General features: G+C 71.2%; 14 protein-coding genes, 2 tRNA genes and 1 pseudogene. 9 read left to right on the top strand and 8 right to left on the bottom strand.

Annotated features, from left to right (window positions below):
- Positions 1-115 precede the first annotated feature (115 nt).
- A complete protein-coding gene (gene pepN / locus RI578_RS26335) occupies positions 116-2,695 on the bottom strand; it encodes an aminopeptidase N (RefSeq protein WP_310873388.1) in 2,580 nt (859 codons plus the stop codon).
- A gap of 161 nt (positions 2,696-2,856) precedes the next feature.
- Between pepN and RI578_RS26340 the strand changes: the two genes are divergently transcribed.
- Both RI578_RS26340 and RI578_RS26345 read left to right on the top strand, forming a co-directional pair.
- Positions 2,857-3,495: a DsbA family protein gene (locus tag RI578_RS26340; protein WP_310873389.1), complete on the top strand. Its 639-nt coding sequence runs from the start codon at positions 2,857-2,859 to the stop codon at positions 3,493-3,495.
- Between the two features lie 128 nt (positions 3,496-3,623).
- Entirely contained in the window at positions 3,624-4,400 is a 777-nt protein-coding gene (locus tag RI578_RS26345; RefSeq protein ID WP_310873390.1) for an SAM-dependent methyltransferase, read from the top strand.
- 116 nt (positions 4,401-4,516) lie between these two features.
- On the opposite strand, the gene RI578_RS26350 is transcribed toward RI578_RS26345, so the two are convergent.
- The gene (locus tag RI578_RS26350; RefSeq protein WP_310873391.1) at positions 4,517-5,158 is read right to left on the bottom strand and encodes a superoxide dismutase; all 642 of its coding nucleotides are present in this window, start codon (positions 5,156-5,158) and stop codon (positions 4,517-4,519) included.
- A gap of 165 nt (positions 5,159-5,323) precedes the next feature.
- Positions 5,324-6,706, bottom strand: coding sequence for an amino acid permease (locus RI578_RS26355; protein ID WP_310873392.1), 1,383 nt, complete (start codon positions 6,704-6,706; stop codon positions 5,324-5,326).
- A gap of 332 nt (positions 6,707-7,038) precedes the next feature.
- Between RI578_RS26355 and RI578_RS26360 the strand changes: the two genes are divergently transcribed.
- Positions 7,039-7,620, top strand: a complete 582-nt coding sequence (locus RI578_RS26360) for a biotin transporter BioY (RefSeq protein ID WP_310873393.1) — start codon at positions 7,039-7,041, stop codon at positions 7,618-7,620.
- A 31-nt stretch (positions 7,621-7,651) separates the two neighbouring features.
- Here the strand turns inward: RI578_RS26360 and RI578_RS26365 are convergent.
- Positions 7,652-8,976 (bottom strand): annotated as a pseudogene (locus tag RI578_RS26365) (FAD-binding oxidoreductase).
- A 74-nt stretch (positions 8,977-9,050) separates the two neighbouring features.
- Complete coding sequence (locus tag RI578_RS26370; protein WP_310873395.1) at positions 9,051-10,502, bottom strand: amino acid permease; 1,452 nt, start codon at positions 10,500-10,502, stop codon at positions 9,051-9,053.
- A 205-nt stretch (positions 10,503-10,707) separates the two neighbouring features.
- Here RI578_RS26370 and RI578_RS26375 point away from each other — a divergent pair, with 205 nt between their 5' ends.
- Positions 10,708-11,193: a ribose-5-phosphate isomerase gene (locus RI578_RS26375; RefSeq protein ID WP_210962079.1), complete on the top strand. Its 486-nt coding sequence runs from the start codon at positions 10,708-10,710 to the stop codon at positions 11,191-11,193.
- Between the two features lie 171 nt (positions 11,194-11,364).
- On the top strand, positions 11,365-12,186 hold the full coding sequence (locus RI578_RS26380) for a DNA-formamidopyrimidine glycosylase family protein (RefSeq protein WP_310873396.1): 822 nt from the start codon (positions 11,365-11,367) through the stop codon (positions 12,184-12,186).
- Positions 12,187-12,385: 199 nt separating this feature from the next.
- Here RI578_RS26380 and RI578_RS26385 read toward each other — a convergent pair whose 3' ends face one another.
- Positions 12,386-13,648: a GNAT family N-acetyltransferase gene (locus tag RI578_RS26385; RefSeq protein WP_310873397.1), complete on the bottom strand. Its 1,263-nt coding sequence runs from the start codon at positions 13,646-13,648 to the stop codon at positions 12,386-12,388.
- A 162-nt stretch (positions 13,649-13,810) separates the two neighbouring features.
- On the opposite strand from RI578_RS26385, the gene RI578_RS26390 reads away from it, so the two are divergent.
- A complete protein-coding gene (locus tag RI578_RS26390; protein ID WP_310873398.1) occupies positions 13,811-15,013 on the top strand; it encodes a PP2C family protein-serine/threonine phosphatase in 1,203 nt (400 codons plus the stop codon).
- Positions 15,014-15,026: 13 nt separating this feature from the next.
- Entirely contained in the window at positions 15,027-15,521 is a 495-nt protein-coding gene (locus RI578_RS26395; protein ID WP_310873399.1) for an HD domain-containing protein, read from the top strand.
- A gap of 42 nt (positions 15,522-15,563) precedes the next feature.
- On the opposite strand, the gene RI578_RS26400 is transcribed toward RI578_RS26395, so the two are convergent.
- Positions 15,564-16,760 (bottom strand): acyltransferase family protein, encoded by a 1,197-nt coding sequence (locus RI578_RS26400; protein WP_310873400.1) that lies wholly within the window; start codon positions 16,758-16,760, stop codon positions 15,564-15,566.
- Between the two features lie 664 nt (positions 16,761-17,424).
- Between RI578_RS26400 and RI578_RS26405 the strand changes: the two genes are divergently transcribed.
- Positions 17,425-17,619 carry a hypothetical protein gene (locus RI578_RS26405; RefSeq protein ID WP_055416925.1) on the top strand — a complete coding sequence of 65 codons (195 nt, stop codon included), beginning with the start codon at positions 17,425-17,427 and terminating at the stop codon, positions 17,617-17,619.
- Between the two features lie 147 nt (positions 17,620-17,766).
- Here the strand turns inward: RI578_RS26405 and RI578_RS26410 are convergent.
- Positions 17,767-17,837, bottom strand: a tRNA-Gly gene (locus RI578_RS26410).
- Between the two features lie 163 nt (positions 17,838-18,000).
- Here RI578_RS26410 and RI578_RS26415 point away from each other — a divergent pair.
- Positions 18,001-18,077, top strand: a tRNA-Pro gene (locus tag RI578_RS26415).
- Positions 18,078-18,105 lie beyond the last annotated feature (28 nt).

The following is an 18,105-nucleotide window of genomic DNA, read 5'->3' on the forward strand; positions in this document are numbered from 1 at the left end:
TTCGGATGCCGAAAACCCCTGGTCCGTCGCAGTGCGGCCCAGGGGTTACGGCTGCTGTTGACTGAATTCCGTAACGATGACGGAACGCCCAATCATTGGCCAGAGGTCAGTGTGATCAGCGGCCCGCCGCCGCGTCGCACGCCTGGCCCCGCAGCGCCCGCGCCAGGTCGTCCCGCGCCTCCAGCACCAGCCGGCGCAGCGCGGGCGCGGCGCCCTCGTGCGCGGACAGCCACGCGTCCGTCGCGTCGAGGGTGTCCTGGGAGTCCCGCAGGGACGGGAACAGGCCCCGGACCACGTCCATCCCGATCTGGATGGACCGCTCGGCCCACACCCGCTCGATCGCCGCGAAGTACTTCTCCGCGTACGGCGCGATCAGCTCCCGCTGCGAGGCCTGCGCGAAGCCCGCGATGGTCGCCTCCACCAGGGCGTTCGACAGCGCGTCCGACTCCACGACCTGCGCCCAGGCCTGCGCCTTCACCGCCGCCGACGGACGGGCCGCCAGGCAGCGGACCTGGTGGCGCTTGCCGGAGGCCGTGTCGTCGCGGGCCAGTTCCGCGGCCAGCACGCCCTCGTCGGCGTCGCCGTGCGCGGCGAGCGGCGCCAGGAACGCCCAGCGCAGCTCCTGGTCCACGTCCAGGCCCTCGATCTTCTCCGTACCCTCCAGCAGCCCGCGCAGCAGCCGCAGTTCGCTCTCGCCGGACGCCACCGCCGCGAGGAAACGCGCCCACGCCAGCTGCGGCTCGCCGCCCGGCGCCGCGTCCCGCAGCTCCCGCAGCGCGCCCTCGCCGAGCAGCCGGGCGCCGGTCTGACGCCAGTCGGGGGCCGCGTAGTGCGTCAGCGCCGAGTTCGCCCAGGCGTGCAGCATCTGGAGGACGCCGATGTCGGACTCGCGTCCCGCGAAGCGCAGCACCAGGCCGACGAAGTCCCGCGCCGGGAGCAGCGCGTCCCGGGTCATGTTCCACAGCGCCGACCAGCACAGGGCACGGGCCAGCGGGTCGGTCAGGGCGCCCAGATGGTCGCGCAGCGTCGCCAGCGAGGTCGCGTCGAAGCGCGTCTTGCAGTACGTCAGGTCGTCGTCGTTGACGAGCACCAGCTCGGGCGCCTCCGCGCCGGCCAGCTCCGCCACCACCGTGCGCGGCCCCTCCACGTCCACCTCGGCGCGCGCGTACCGCTCCAGGGCGCCCTCGCCCGTACGCCGGTACAGGCCCACCGCGACGCGGTGCGGGCGCAGCTCGGGGTGCGACTCCGCTGCCTCCTGCAGCACGGCCAGCTCGTCGACGCGGCCCTCGGCGCTCAGCAGCACCTGCGGGGTGAGGGAGTTGACGCCGGCCGTCTGGAGCCAGGACCGCGCCCAGGCGCTCATGTCCCGTCCGCTGGTCTCCTCCAGCACCGACAGCAGGTCACCGAGGCGCGTGTTGCCGTACGCGTGCCGCTTGAAGTAGCGCCGGGCGCCCTCCAGGAACGCGTCCTGGCCGACGTACGCCACGAGCTGCTTGAGCACGGAGGCGCCCTTGGCATAGGTGATGCCGTCGAAGTTGAGCTTGGCGTCCTCCAGGTCACGGATGTCGGCCGTGATCGGGTGGGTGGACGGCAGCTGGTCCGCGCGGTACGCCCAGGCCTTGCGGCGGTTGGCGAACGTGATCCAGGCGTCCTTGAAGCGGGTCGCGCCGACGTTCCCGAACGTGCCCATGAAGTCGGCGAACGACTCCTTCAGCCACAGGTCGTCCCACCACTCCATGGTGACCAGGTCGCCGAACCACATGTGCGCCATCTCGTGCAGGACGACGTTGGCGCGGCCCTCGTAGGACGCCCGCGTCACCTTGCCCCGGAAGATGAACTCCTCCCGGAAGGTGACCAGTCCCGGGTTCTCCATCGCGCCGAGGTTGTACTCGGGCACGAACGCCTGGTCGTACTTCCCGAAGGGGTACGGGTAGTCGAAGTGGTCGTGGAAGAAGTCCAGGCCCTGCTTGGTGACCAGGAAGACGTCGTCGGCGTCGAAGTGCGGTGCCAGGCCCTTGCGGCACAGGGCGCCGAGCGGGATCTCCAGCCGCGTACCGTCCTCGAAGACGCGCTCGTAGGAGTCCGTCACGTAGTGGTAGGGGCCGGCGACGACGCACGTGATGTACGTCGAGATCGGCTTCGTCTCCGCGAACCGCCAGACGCCGTCGGCGCGTTCGCCGGCGCCGTTGCTCCACACCGTCCACTCCTCGGGCGCCCGCACCTCGAAGCGGAAGGGCGCCTTCAGGTCCGGCTGCTCGAAGTTGGCGAAGACCCGGCGGGAGTCGGCCGGCTCGTACTGGGTGTAGAGGTAGACCTCGCCGTCCTCGGGGTCGACGAAGCGGTGCAGGCCCTCACCGGTGCGGGAGTAGGCGCACTGGGCGTCGACGACCAGCTCGTTGTCGGCGGCCAGGTCCTCCAGGGCGATCCGGGAGCCGTCGAAGACCTCGCTCGGGTCGAGGTCGCGGCCGTTGAGGGAGACCGCGGTGACGCTCGGTGCGATCAGGTCGGCGAAGCTGCTCGCGCCGGGCTCGTTGCAGCGGAAGCGGACCGTGGTGACGGACCGGAAGGTGCGCGGACCGTCCCCCTGCGCCGCGCCGGTGGCCGAGCGCACGTCGAGGGACACCTCGTACCCGTCTACGGAGAGCAGGGCGGCCCGCTCCCGGGCCTCGTCGCGGGACAGATTCTCACCGGGCACGGGCGGCACTCCCTCGGGTGGTGTTCAGTATGCGGACAGCACCGATCCTGCCATGCGGCCCTGACGCGCGGCAGCCGGGAATGGCCGGGCGGGCCGGGAATGGCCGGAGCGGTGGGCGGGTTGCCTGGAGAAACGCTCGGTTGCGCCTCATGAGGAGAGACATGTCGGAGAAGACGCCCGTCGACTTCTGGTTCGACCCGCTGTGCCCCTGGGCCTGGATGACCTCCCGCTGGGTCCTGGAGGTGGAGAAGGTCCGGGACATCGAGGTCCGCTGGCATCTGATGAGCCTCGCCGTCCTCAACGAGGACAAGCTGGACGAGCTGCCCGAGGAGTACCGCGAGCTGCTGGAGACCAAGGCCTGGGGGCCGGTCCGGATCGTCATCGCCGCCCAGGAGGAGCACGGCACCGAGGTGCTCGGCGACCTCTACACGGCGCTCGGCACCCGCTTCCACAACCAGGGCGAGGGCCCGGAGAAGGAGACGGTCGCCGCCGCCCTGAAGGACGTGGGCCTGCCCGAGTCCCTCATGGACCACTGGGACTCCACCCCGTACGAGCCCCAGCTGCGCGCCTCCCACAAGGAGGGCATCGACAAGGTCGGCCAGGAGGTCGGCACCCCGGTCATCGCCGTCCCCGGCGCCGACGGCGAGCAGCTCGCCTTCTTCGGCCCGGTCGTCACCCCGGCCCCCAAGGGCGAGGACGCCGCCAGGCTCTGGGACGGCACCCTCGCGGTCGCCTCGGTCCCCGGCTTCTACGAGATCAAGCGCACCCGCACCAAGGGCCCGGACTTCAGCAACCTGTAGGGAGCACCGCGGCGGCCTCCTGCCGGATCTCCCGGCGGGAGGCCGCCGTCGTCGCCGTCGTGCCGCGCCCGCCCGTCCCGGCATAGGACCATGTGTCGAACACCGACCCTGGAGGCGAGTCCCACCCCATGACGGAGATCGACACCTCTGTGCCGCACTCGGCCCGGATCTGGAACTACTGGCTGGGCGGCAAGGACAACTACCCCGTGGACGAGGCGGCCGGCGACGCCTACACCGCCGTCTTCCCCGGCATCGTCACCATCGCCCGCAGCAGCCGCGCCTTCCTCGGCCGCGGCATCCGGTACCTGGTGCTGGAGGCGGGGGTACGCCAGTTCCTGGACGTCGGCACCGGGCTGCCGACCGTCGACAACACCCACGAGGTCGCCCAGCGGCACGCCCCCGAGGCGCGGATCGTCTACGTCGACAACGACCCGCTGGTCCTCGCCCACGCCCGCGCCCTGCTCACCTCCAGCGCCGAGGGCGCGACGGCGTACGAGGACATGAGCCTGTACGAGCCCGAGCGGATCCTCGAGGCGGCGAGCCGGACCCTCGACCTGAGCCGACCCACGGCGCTCGTCCTCAGCGGCATCCTCGGCCACGTCGCCGACCACGCCGTGGCCCGCGACCTGGTCGGCCGACTGATGGCGGGCCTGCCCTCGGGCAGCCACCTGTGCGTCAACGACGGCTCGCGCGGCACGGACCCGGCCTACGAGGCGGCCCAGGACGCCTACAACGAGACCGGCGCGGTCCCGTACTTCCTGCGGCCGGTCGAGCAGATCGAGGCGTACTTCGAGGGGCTCGAACCGGTGGAGCCGGGCGTGGTGTCGGTGCCGCTGTGGCGCCCGGACGGCGAGGGGACGCCGCAGCCGATCGGGCAGCACGGCGGCCTCGCCCGCAAACCCTGACCGGCCCGCACACAGAAAGCCCCCGCGAGTCACGTCCTCGCGGGGGCCTCCCTCATTCCGCCTGCCGCCGTGAAGGGTGAGAAGACGATCACGAGGCAGGACGTCTCACGGGCGCGTCAGGGCGCCAGCAGCAGCACGTCCGCGCGGGACTTCGCGGCCTCGTAGCGCTTCGCCACGTCCTGCCAGTTGACGACGGCCCACATGGCGTCGATGAAGTCGACCTTCTGGTTCTTGTACTGGAGGTAGAAGGCGTGCTCCCAGGCGTCGAAGACCAGGATCGGCGTGGCGCCCTGGCCGACGTTGCCCTGGTGGTCGTAGACCTGCTCGACGATGAGGCGACCGCTCAGCGGCTCGTACGCCAGCACGCCCCAGCCGGAGCCCTGCGTGGTCGCGGCGGCCTTGGTGAGCTGCGCCTTGAAGCCCGCGAAAGAGCCGAACGACTCGGCGATCGCGTCGGCCAGCTCGCCCACGCCGTCCGCCTCCAGCGGCTCGCCGCCCCCGTCACCGGTCATGTTGTGCCAGTAGATCGAGTGCAGGATGTGCCCGGAGAGGTGGAAGGCCAGGTTCTTCTCCAGGCCGTTGATCGATCCCCACGTCTCCTTGTCGCGCGCCTCGGCGAGCTGCTCCAGCGTGTCGTTGGCGCCCTTCACATAGGCCGCGTGGTGCTTGTCGTGGTGCAGCTCGATGATCTCGGGGCTGATCACGGGGGCCAGCGCGGAGTAGTCGTACGGCAGTTCAGGAAGTGTGTAGACGGACATGGCGGATCCCCTCCGACCTCTTATTGCAAAAGGCTTGCAAGTGCACGCTAGCAGCAAGAGGCACTCTCGGGTGCGAGGGAGGGTCGGGCGTGCCGTGGCACGCGAAAGGGCCCCCGCACGGATCCGTCTCCGTGCGGGGGCCCTCGAAGAGCTGAGGGGCGGTGGCTAGCCGCGCACCCGTCGCCGCTGCCACGCGTAGCCGACGGCCGCCAGGACCAGCGTCATCGCGCCCGTCGAGTACAGCTGCACCCGCGTGTCCGGCTCCCGGGCCATCAGCACGAACACCGTGCCCATGCCCGCCAGCGCCACCCAGGTCAGGTACGGGAAGCCCCACATGCGCACGACCAGCTTCTCGGGCGCCTCCCGCTCCAGCCGGCGGCGCAGCCGCAACTGGGAGGCGGCGATGAAGATCCAGACGACCAGGATGACGGCGCCGATCATGTTCAGCAGCCAGGAGAAGACGTCGTCCGGCCGCCAGTAGCTGAGCAGCACGCAGCCGAAGCCGAAGAGGGAGGAGACGAGCACCGCGATCCGCGGCACCCCGCCCGACACCCGGCCCAGCGCCTTCGGTCCCTGGCCGCGCTCGACCAGCGAGTAGCCGATGCGGGAGGCGCCGTAGATGTTGGCGTTCATCGCGCTCAGGAGCGCGACGAGCACGACGACGTTCATGAGCTGACCGGCGCCGGGAATGCCGAGTTCGTCGAGGGCGGCGACGTACGGGCCCTTCTCCACGACCTCCTTGGAGTCCCACGGCACCAGGGTGACGATGACCGCCATCGAGCCGATGTAGAACAGCGCGATCCGCCACATCGCCGTCCGCACGGCGCTCGCCACGCCCTTGACCGGGTTCTCCGACTCGGCCGCCGCGATGGTCACCGTCTCCAGGCCGCCGTAGGCGAACACCGACGCGAGCAGGCCGATGATCAGGCCGTTGCCGCCGTTCGGCAGGAAGTCGCTCAGGTGCGAGGTGCCGGGGGAGTCGGTGCCCGGCAGGACCCCGGCGATCGCCAGCCCGCCCAGCACCAGGAACAGCGAGATGGCGCCGACCTTGAGGGCGGCGAACCAGAACTCGAACTCGCCGAAGTTCTTCACGGCGGCCAGGTTCGTCCCGCAGAACACCACCATGAACAGCGCGACCCACACCCACTCGGGCGTGCCCGGCAGCCAGCCGTGCACGATCGCCGCCGCGCCGATGCCCTCCAGGCCGACGGCCGTGCACAGCAGCACCCAGAACGCCCAGCCCGCGGTGAAGCCGGCCCAGGGGCCGATCGCCCGCTCGGCGTGCGCGGAGAAGGAACCCGACGACGGATACGCGGCCGACATCTCGCCCAGCATCCGCATCACCAGCATCACGAGGAGGCCGGAGAGGGTGTAGGCGACGACGATCGACGGCCCGGCGGCGGCGATGCCGGCCCCGGAGCCGACGAACAGCCCGGCGCCGATCACCCCGCCGAGGGCGATCATCGACAGATGGCGCTGCTTGAGGCCGTGGGAGAGGGCGGCGTCGTCCGACTCGGGCGGCGCCTCGGTGGTGGTGCTGTTGGACATGGGGGCGGCTCGTCCAATGCGTGGGGGGCGGGGGCAGGGCAAAAACGCCCACAGTCTCCGGTCTCGCGCCGGTCGGCGACAGCGGTTGCCCACGATGCGGACGATGCCGATACGGAACGTGATCGTCCGAATGCGCCGTTCCGCTTCCGGGTGATGCTCACCTCCCCTCCTCGGTGACCGGTGTCACGCGGAATCACGTGTATCCCGCCGTCTTTGTCGGGAGCCCACCAAGCTGCCGATCAGGCCTTTGTCGAGCGCTGCTGGTGATCGGGCCCGATCCGCTGGGATAGCGTCGCGGTGTCCCGACATGTCCACACCACCGCGGAGTCCCCATGAGCACCGCTGCCGTCCCCGCCCGATCCGGGCAGGTCCTCGCCGACCTCCTCCCCTCCTCCCGTGTCCGGGACGTCGCGCTCGTCGCCGGCGGTGCCGTGCTCACCGGCGTCGCGGCCCAGATCGCGGTGCCCGTGCCGGGCTCCCCGGTGCCGGTGACCGGCCAGACCTTCGCGGCGCTGCTCGTCGGCACCTCGCTCGGCGCCCGCCGCGGCCTGCTCTCGCTCGCGCTGTACGCGCTGGTCGGCATGGCGGGTGTGCCGTGGTTCGCGGAGGGCGGCTCCGGCACCGGCGCCCCGTCCCTCGGCTACGTCTTCGGCATGCTGCTCGCCGCCACCGTCGTGGGTGCCCTGGCCCGCCGCGGCGCCGACCGCTCGATGCTCCGCACGGCCGGCACGATGCTGCTCGGCGAGGCGATCATCTACGCCGTCGGCGTCCCGTACCTGGCCCTCGCCGCCGACATGTCCCTCACCGCGGCGATCGCGGCCGGACTCACCCCGTTCCTGATCGGGGACGCGCTGAAGGCCGCCCTGGCGATGGGCGTGCTGCCCACCGCCTGGAAGCTGGCCGACAAGCGGTAGTACCGCAGTACCGCAGTACCGCAGTACCGCCTCAGTTCCCGCCGAAGAGGCTCGCCGGGTCGTACCGCGACCTGATCAGGGCGAGCCTCTTTCGCGTCTCCGCGTCCCACAGGCCGTCCGTGCGGTCTCCCGCGCCGAAGGCGAAGTTGTGCGCGCGCCCGATCGTCACCGGGCCGAGCGGCGCGAAGGCGGAGTCCAGCCGCTCCCGGGCCGCCGCCCGGTCTCCCACGGCCAGCAGGCGCACCAGGAACCGCCCGTCGCGGTGCGGCACCGAGTTCGGCGCGCCGCTCGCGGCGAGCGCCCCGCCCAGCTGGTTGACCTGCACGACGCACATGGCGCCGCCCGCGTCCGGCCCGGTACGGGCGAGCAGCTCCCCGGCCCCGGCGAGGTCCAGCTCGCGCAGCACCGCGCCCTCCCCGTAGTAGGCGTGCGGGACGTCCGGATCGCTGTGGACGGTGTGGCTCTCGGTGTACGGCATCCGGCGCAGCGAGTCGGTGAGCGTCGGCCCGATCCGCCGCAGCGGGGCGGCGACCCGGTCACCGTCGGCACCGGTGTGGGCGACCCGCACGGAGACCACGTACCGCCCCCGCAACGCCTCGGGCAGCGCCGGCAGGTCCGGGTACGGTACGGCCGCGAAGGACGAGGTCAGCCCCTCGGGAACGGTTCGCGTCCACTCCTCCCAGGCCCGCAGTACGGCCGCCGCGCCGACCCGGCGCCCGTCGAAGGACACCGAGCCGCCGTACAGCGAGGCGACGGGCACCAGGCCGGTCTCCAGCCCGGTGACGACCCCGAGGCCGCCCCCGCCGCCGAGCAGCGCCCAGTACAGGTCGGGCTCCGACTCCGGTGTGACGTGCCGGAGCCGTCCGTCGGCGGTGACGACGTCGAGGGAGCGGACGTGGTCGGCCGCGTAGCCGAACTCCCGGGCCAGGATGCCGAGGCCGCCGCCCAGGACGTAACCCACGGCGCCGACCGACGGCGCGGAACCGTTGACGGGCGCCAGCCCGTGCGGCGCGGCGGCCGTGACCACCTGCCCCCAGCGCACGCCGGCCTCGAGCCGGGCGGTACGGGCGACGGGGTCGACGCTCACCGCGTCCATGCGCCGCGTGGTGACCAGGACCCCGCCCTCGGACGGCCCGGGCAGCCCGTGCCCGGTGGCCTGGACGCGGACCGGCAGGCCCCGCCGCGCCGCGTACCGCACGGCGGCGACCACGTCGGCGGCCGAGGACGCGGCGAACACGGCGTCGGGACGCGGAGCGAACCCGGTCTGGAAACCGGCGAGCTCGTCCTCCGTCCCGGGTCACCGGGACGGAGGACGAGCGGGCCGTCGGTGCTCTTGTGCTCGTTCACGAAGTCCATGAACGGCATCGTGAACGCATTACCTGACAGTGGCCGTCAGCTTTTCTCCCCGGCGACGGCCTGGTACGCCAGGACTACCGCGCGGCGGCCTTCTCCTCGGCGGCCTTCCGCGCGACGACCTTCTGCTTGACGAAGGCGACGGCGAGCACGAGCGCCGCGACGAGCAGCGACAGCAGCACGGTCGTCCGCCCGTTGTGCTCGGTGTCGGTCAGCATGTAGCCCAGCACGAAGACGATGACGCCGGCCGCCGCCCAGGTCAGGTACGGGAAGAGCCACATCCGCACCACCAGCTTCTCCGGCGCCTCCGCCTGGATGATCTTCCGCATCCGCAGCTGCGAGAAGCAGATCACCAGCCACACGAAAAGGGCCACGGCGCCGGAGGAGTTGACGAGGAAGAGGAAGACGGAGTCGGGGAACTCGTAGTTGAAGAACACGGCGACGAAGCCGAACACCACGGACACGAGGATCGCCGTCCGCGGCACACCGCGCCGGGTGGTCCGGGCGAACGCCTTCGGCGCGTCACCGCGCTCACCGAGCGAGAAGGCCATCCGGGAGGCCGTGTACAGCCCGGAGTTGAGGCAGGACAGCACGGACGTCAGGACGATGAAGTTCATGATCTGACCGGCGTTCGCGATGCCGAGCGAGTCGAGGGCGGCCACGTAGGAGCCCTGGTCGATGATCGACTGCGAGTCCCAGGGCAGCAGCGCGATGACGACGAAGATCGAGCCGAGGTAGAAGACGGCGATACGCCAGATGATGCTGTTGGTCGCCTTGGTGACGGCCCGCTGCGGGTCCTCGGACTCGCCGGCGGCCAGGGTGGGGATCTCACTGCCCATGAACGAGAACACGACGAGCAGCACACCGGTCAGGATCGCCCCCGCCCCGTTCGGCAGGAATCCGTCGTGCTCCGTCAGATTGGCCAGCCCCGCCTGCTGGCTGTCGACGCCGGGCAGCAACCCGAAGACGGCCAGCCCGCCGACGACGATGAACGCGGCGATCGCGACGACCTTGATCCCGGCGAACCAGAACTCGAACTCGCCGTAGGAGCCGACCGAGGCGAGGTTGGTGGCGGTCAGCACGACCATCACGATCAGCGCCCACCCCCACTGCGGTACGGCCGGTATCCACCCTTCGAGGATCTTGGCCCCGGCGGTCGCCTCCACCGCCAGCACCACGACCCAGAAGAACCAGTACAGCCAGCCGATGGAGAACCCGGCCCAGGGCCCGAGCGCCCGGTCGGCGTGTGCGGAGAAGGAACCCGAGGTCGGGTTGGCCGCGGACATCTCCCCGAGCATCCGCATCACCAGCACCACGAGGGTGCCGACGAGGGCGTACGAGAGAAGGATGCCGGGCCCGGCGGTGGCGATTCCCGAACTCGATCCCACGAACAGCCCGGCCCCGATGACACCACCAATGGCGATCATCGAAAGGTGGCGGTTCTTGAGCCCGGCCTGGAGCCCGGACCCGGGTTCTCCGGGGCGTTCGGGCCCGTTCTCGGGCTTCGTCAGGGTCGGCTGCGAAGTCATGGGGTGGTTTTCCTTTGCGCCGGTCGAGCAGGTCCCGTACGAGCGGTGTACGAGCCGGACCAGTGAAACGGAGGTGAACGAAATCGGGAACCTTTGATTCCGGATCTTTACTCGAACTTTCCCTGAGCTTCCATAGATCCACTCACCCTTTTCAGACCCGACACCCGACGCTGCCGCCCCGTGACCCCCGTGTCACACTCGACCCATGCGCGTGTATCTCGGCTCCGACCATGCGGGCTACGAACTCAAGAACCACCTCGTCGAGTGGCTCAAGGCGGCGGGCCACGACCCCGTCGACTGCGGCCCGCACATCTACGACGCCCAGGACGACTACCCGCCCTTCTGCCTCCGCGCCGCGGAGCGGACGGCCGCCGACCCCGACGCCCTCGGCATCGTGATCGGCGGTTCCGGCAACGGCGAGCAGATCGCGGCGAACAAGGTGAAGGGCGTGCGCGCGGCGCTGGCCTGGAGCGAGGAGACGGCCTCCCTCGGCCGCCAGCACAACGACGCCAACGTCGTCGCGGTCGGCGCCCGCATGCACACGCGGGAGGAGGCGACGAAGTTCGTCGAGACCTTCCTCGCCACCCCGTTCTCCGGCGACGAGCGCCACATCCGGCGCATCGACATGCTCTCGTCCTACGAGACGACGGGCGACCTGCCCCCCGTCCCGCCGCACCACCCGCAGCAGTAGCGCGGGGCGCCTCCGGCGGTGCCTTTCCCCGGTGCGTGTGCGTCGGGGGAAGGCACGGCCCGGGGCCAGGGTGACGCGCGGCGCCGGGGTGGAGCCCCGCCTCCCGCCTCTCCGCCTCTCGACCGACCGAGTCGGGTGGGCGGTGGGCCGGGGCAAGGAAAGGACTACAACGTGCCAGAGGGGCACACCATCCACCGGCTGGCCCAGGACTACGCCGCCGCCTTCGCCCGGACGGCAGTCCACGTCACCAGCCCCCAGGGCAAGTTCGCCGACGCCGCCGCCCTGCTCACCGGCACCCCCCTCACCCGCACCGAGGCCCACGGCAAACACCTCTTCCTCGGCTTCGGCGCCGCCGAGCCCGCCGAGTGGGTCCACATCCACCTCGGCCTCTTCGGCAAGGTCACCTTCGGGAAGACCCCCGCGCCCCCGCCCACGGACACCGTCCGCCTCCGCCTGGCGAACGACACCGCGTACGTCGACCTCCGCGGCCCCACCACCTGCGCCCTGATCACGGACCCGGAGAAGCAGGCGATACACGACCGCCTCGGCCCCGACCCCCTGCGCCCGGACGCCGACCCGCGGGCGGCCTACCGCCGGGTCTCCCGCAGCCGCTCCACCATCGCCGCGCTGCTCATGGACCAGAAGGTCATCGCCGGCGTCGGCAACGTCTACCGCGCCGAGGTCCTCTTCCGCCACGGCATCGACCCGTACCGCCCCGGCCGGGACCTCACCCCCACCGAGTGGGACGCGATCTGGCACGACCTCACCGACCTCATGCGCGAGGGCGTCAGGAACAACCGCATCGACACCGTCCGCCCGGAGCACACCCCCGAGGCCATGGGCCGCCCGCCCCGCGTCGACGACCACGGCGGCGAGGTCTACGTCTACCGCCGGGCCAACCAGTCCTGCCACCTCTGCGGCGACGCGATCCGCACCGCGGACCTCGCCGCCCGCAACCTCTTCTGGTGCCCCACCTGCCAGCGGAAGCCCTAGGGGGTGTCGTTTGGATCCTGCCGGGGTCGCGGGGTCTGGCACGCCCATCTGCGGCGTTGTCGTCGGTTGCCAGGGCTCCGCCCTGTCGCCCTCCTCCGTCTTGCAGCTGCACGCACCAGACCCCGCTCGGGTCAGTCGCAACGCACCGTTGCCCGGAGCCGGCCTGATCCGAACGACACCCCCTGGTACGCGACCGCCGTCAGAACCCGTGCGGCAACCACGGCGCGACGTCCGACCCGAACCCCGCCGACGCCTCCGCCAGCGCGCCCCGCCGCACCTCCCGCACCCGCCCGGCCGCGCCCAGCGAGGCCAGACTCACGCCGCCGAGGTACGCCGCCCCCAACTCCCGTACCGTCAGCGCCAGATCCGCCGCGTCGGACGTCCGCTCGCAGGACGCCCCCTTCGCGTCCCCGGTCAGCCGCCAACGCCCCGCGTTCCACGGGCAGAAGGCGTCCTCGACCTCGAACACCACGTCCACCGGCGTCTGATACGTCCGCGCCGTCAGCGCGGCCCCCACGTCCACCAGCCGCACGTACAAGGCGTCCCGCAGCACCGGCCGGCACCGCCGGATGTCCGACACCTGGTGCTGCCACGCCTCGTCGACCGGCCGCCCGCGCGCGGTCAGCACCGACGTCAGATCGATGCCGAACAGGAACCGCCACAGCGCCGCATCGGTCGCCGGATCCAGCCCGGCCAGGTCCTCCACGACCACCGTGCCGCCCGGCCCCTCGTTCCCCCAGGCCGGCCGCACCCGGAACCGCGCGTACCCCGTGACCTCGCCGTCCCGCCGGGCGATGACGCACTGCAGCGGTGACGCGCCCTCCCGCTCGCTCTCCGGGTCCAGCAGCCCCAGCCGCTCCCAGCCGGGCCGCCGGGCCAGCATCCCGGGCCGCGTGGGCACCAGCCGCGCGTACACCGCCTCGCACGCGTCGAGTACGTCCGCGGGCGCCGCGTACCGAAGCCGTACGTCGTCCGTGCCGTCCGGCACGGACAGCCGGACCCGGTTCGTGTCGATCTCCGCGTTGATCTGGAAGGTCGCGGCGCCGTACCCGAACCTGCCGTAGATCGCCGGCTCGGAGGCCGTCAGCACGGCCAGCGGCTCGCCCCAGGACCGTACGTCGTCCAACTGCCGCCGCATCATCGACGTCAGCACACCCCGGCGCCGGTGCGTGGCGGCGACGCTCACCATCGTCACGCCCGCCGCGGCCACCTCCGCACCGCCCGGCACGGTCATCCGGAAGCTGAACGCCCCCGCCGTCCCGACGCAGTCGTCGCCCTCCCAGACGCCGAGCGAGCGGTCGACCTCGGTCAGGGCGTTGAACAGCGCCAACTCCTCGGCCGACTCCGGGACCCCGCTGAAGGCACGGACCAGCGTCCCGTACCACTTGTCCCACTCGTCCCGCCGCAGCACCCGCAGCTCGGTCGTCAGGTCGTCGTCGCCGTTTCCCCTGGAACGTTCCATGGACCATGCGTACCAGGGCCGCGCGGGCCGGGCGAGACAATTTCCGCCAGGTTGCGGCGCGACGGCCGTTCGTGAAGTTCACTGTGAAGTCGGGCCTCGGACGGGGGACAAGTAGGACCTCCCGTGCCAAGCGCCCGGTCCGATGGATAGGGTCCCGAACTAATGGCAGCAGGACGACAGCGGCGCGCGGAAGCCGACACGTTCACGGCCCGGTGGAAGAAGCAGTGGCACCGGGCCCGCGTCGGCATGCGCAGATCCGCCGTCGACTACTTCCGCGGCGACGGCTCGGACTGGATCGCCCTGGCCGGACTGCTGCTGATGATCCCCGTCATCGCCGCCACCACGATGGCGAACTCCGTGTGGTGCTCACCGGCCGCGCTGGTCCTGCCGATCGTCGCGGGCGGCCTGCTGCTGCGCCCGGCGAGCCTGCTCGGCCTGTACGCGGCGGCGGCCACGGCGCTGATCGTGGAGTCCGTGCAACTGGGCCCGTACACCGAGGGCCCCTCCCGGGTCACCCCCGGCGTGGTCCTGGTCGTCGCGGCCTGCGGCTTCTTCGGACTGCTGGTCGCCCAGTTCCGCAGCCGGGTCGGCGTGCCCTGGCGGCGCGGCGGCACCATGCTCTTCGACCTGCGCGAACGCATCCGGGTCCAGAGCAAGCTGCCCAAGCTGCCGCCGGGCTGGCACCGGGAGATGGCGCTGCGCCCGGCCGGCGGCCAGTCCTTCTCCGGCGACTTCGTCGTCGCGGCCCGCACGAACGGCGGCCGGACGCTCGAGGTGGTCCTCACCGACGTGTCCGGCAAGGGCATGGACGCGGGCTCGCGCGCCCTGCTCCTGTCGGGCGCGTTCGGCGGACTGCTGGGCAGCCTGCCCCCGCACGCCTTCCTGCCGGCCGCCAACGGCTACCTGCTCCGCCAGGACTGGGACGAGGGCTTCGCCACCTCCATCCACCTCGTACTGGACCTCGACTCCGGCGACTACGAGCTGTACTCCGCCGGACATCCGCCGGGCCTCCAGCTCAGCGCGGGCACCGGCCGCTGGGAGGAGAAGACGGCCGAGGGGCCGCTGCTGGGTGTGTACGACGGTGCGCAGTTCGACCCGGTGAAGGGGGCACTGCGCCCTGGAGACGTGCTGATGCTGTTCACGGACGGCCTGGTGGAGACCTCGGACCGCGACATCGCCGAGGGCATCGACCGCCTCACCGGCGAGGCCGACCGCTATGTCGCGGGCGGCTTCCACGGCGCCGCCTGGCACCTGATCGAGGCGGTCGCCAAGGACGTCAACGACGACCGGGCGCTCCTGCTGATCTGCCGGGAGGGCGCCACGGCCCAGACCCCGACGGCCCAGTCCTCAACGGTGGCGGACTGACACACTGGGCCGCGTGTCCCACACCCCGTCACCACCCTCACCCTCTGCTGAGCCGCTCTCCCTGGCCGACGTCGAGGCCACCGCCCGCGCCGCCCACGCCGGACAGACCGACAAGGCGGAGCGACCGTACGCCGAACACCTGCGGGCCGTCGCCGAGGGCGTGCGGCGGCGCGGCGGGGACGACGAGCAGATCGCGGCGGCCTGGCTGCACGACGCCGTCGAGGACGACGCGCTGTCCGAGCGATGGCTGCGCGAGGCCGCGCTGAGCCGCCGCACCAAGGACATCGTCCTCGCCCTCACCAAGCGGGCCGGGGAGCCGCCCGAGGCGTACGCCGCGCGCATCCTCGCCACGCCCGGCGCCCCGCTGGTCAAGGAGGCGGACCTGGCGCACAACGCCGACCCGGCGCGGCTCGCGGTCCTGGACACGGCCACCCGCACACGACTGACCGAGAAGTACGCGCGGATGCGCGCACTTCTCGGTCTGGTCGATCCGGACGAGGGCGCCTGAAGCGGAAAGCCGCCTTCAGACGGAGACCTCAGACTGAGACCTTCAGACGGAGACCTTCTCGCCGGCCTCGCTCGGCGCACGAGCCTCGCGCACCTCTGTCTTCTCCGCCTTCTCCCGCTTCTCGCGGCCCCGGGCGGCCTCGCCCGGATCCCGCTTGAAGAGCCACTCCATTCTCGGCTCCACCACGCACCGCAGGACCCGCTGGACGGGCTTGGTGCACAGCAGGGTGATGACCGCGGCTCCGAGGACGGTGAGCCCGATCTCCCCGAGCGGCGAGTCCAGCACGGGGTGGGAGAACCAGCCGGCGTAGCTGCCCTCCTTCACCAGGAAGCCGTGCACCAGGTAGCCGTAGATCGTGCCCGCGCCGAGTGCCGTGAACCACATGCGCCGGCCCGGCACCCAGGCGAAGAAGCACGCGGACAGCACCAGCGAGCAGCCGAAGAGGGCGAGCGTCAGCACGGGCCCGGTCCACCAGGGGGCGCCCGTGTCCTGCACGGCGGCGTTGCGGTAGAACCAGCCGGTCTCCATGCGCGGCACCGACCACCAGGCGACGGCCACGGCGGCCGCGACCACCGGCACGGACGCGATCCGCACCGAGCGGCGCCGTACCAGCTGGAAGTGCTCGGGGCGCAGCACCAGGCCCAGCACGAAGCACGGCAGGAACTGCAGCACCCGCTGCATGTTCAGGTCGTTGCCGACCGTGGGCGTCACGGAGGCCAGCGCGGCGATGCCCAACGCGATCGGCAGCGGCCAGCGGACCGTCTGCCAGATGGGGGTGGTCAGCCGCCAGACGAACAGCGCGCACAGGAACCACAGCAGGTACGTGGGGTCCAGCAGGCTGATGTCGTTGGCCGGGTCCTCGCTGACGCGGCGGTGCAGCGCGTAGGCGATCTCGAAGACCAGGTACGGGACGGCGACACCGGTGATCAGCCGTTTGACGCGCTTGGGGCTCAGATCGAAACTGCGCGAGAAGTAGCCGGAGATGATGATGAACGCCGGCATGTGGAACGTGTACAGGACCCGGTACAGGGTCTCGACGGTCCGGTTCCCGTCCAGGATCTGTCCCCAGGCGTGACCCACACCGACCAGCACGATCGCCAGGTACTTGGCGTTGTCGAAGAACGCGTCGCGCTGCCGACTCGGCTGTGCCTGCTGGTTCGGTGCCTGCGGGTTCGGCGCCTGCTGGTCCGAGCGATACGGCGACTTCCGGTCGCCGTGCGGTCGCAGCGAGCTCGTCATGCAACCCCCCGCCAAAAAATCGGCGGGTCGTAGCAGGACCTCGCTGCTCTGGTGGGGGACGAGGCAGCGTAGAACATCTGAGGCACCCTAGCGTTCTCCCTGTGTTTCCGTAAAACCCTCGACGTCATTCCTGCATTCGTCTCCTGAGTACCTCGCGAGTACCCGGCATTTCGGGGAACTCGACCTCTACGGTCGCGTGACGGCTCCCACACCGCGCTGCGTCGCCGGGCACGGAAGTGGTGCCCTGGGCACCCCACTTGTCATGACTCGTCGTGACTAAACAGTGCATAAGACCGGAGGGCGACTCCGCTGGAATGTCCCCTTCAATGCGCTTACGTGGGCCGTCGACGACTCTGTGAACTCTCTGTGAAGTGCTCGTCGATGTGCGTCCCGCGACAATTCGAAATATCTGCGAACGCATTGTGTGGGCATCGAAACGAAGTGACCGGAATTCCCCACACGAGTGCCCTGTCGAATTTCTGTACGGGGTGCGATGGCTGGGTACGTCCGCGCGCGGGGGAGGCGCGCCGCCCCGAGAACCGGCCGGACGATGTGTCACCCGCCGCATAGCGGGGCCCGGTTGGTGGCACGATGGTTCTGGCGGGGGTGTGCTGGGCTGCACCTCCGGGCCGGGAGAGCGGACCGACCTAGGGTGTGATCAGTTGTGGCCATTTCGCTGTCAGTGGTGCTGCTGTTGGCAATCATCCTGGTGGTGCTGCTGCGAGGAGGCTCCATCAAGGCGGGCCCGGCGATCGTCGCGGTCCTCTTCGGCTTCTTCCTGGCCTCGACGGGCATGGCCGACGACATCCAGCGCTTCCTGGACTCGATAGCGGAGACCCTCAACTCCATCCAGTTCTAGGGAGTGTCGATTGGATCTTGCCGGGGTCGGCCGGTTGCAAGGCACCCTTGCCTGGAGCCGGCCTGATCCAAACGACACCCCCTAGCCCGGGGCCGCACAAAGGCCTCCGGCCCGATCCCCTGGGGGAACCGGGCGGAGGCCTCTCGGAGCGGGCGACGGGAATCGAACCCGCGTAGCTAGTTTGGAAGACTAGGGCTCTACCATTGAGCTACGCCCGCACAGCGCGCGCCGCGGATCGCTGACCGCGGCACTGAAGGCATCGTAGCGGGTCGTCCCCCCTCGCCGCACACCCCTTCCGGTCCGCGCCGGACCTTCACGGACGCTCGGGAAACTCGGCGGTCCCCGACGCCTGGCGGCATGTACCCTACGTCTCGCACCAGACGGGGTGTGGCGCAGCTTGGTAGCGCGTCCGCTTTGGGAGCGGAAGGCCGTGGGTTCAAATCCCGCCACCCCGACCAACCACCGAGACCGCGGTCGCTGATGATG

This window comes from Streptomyces sp. BB1-1-1, assembly GCF_031597775.1.
Classification (GTDB): Bacteria; Actinomycetota; Actinomycetes; order Streptomycetales; family Streptomycetaceae; genus Streptomyces; species Streptomyces thinghirensis.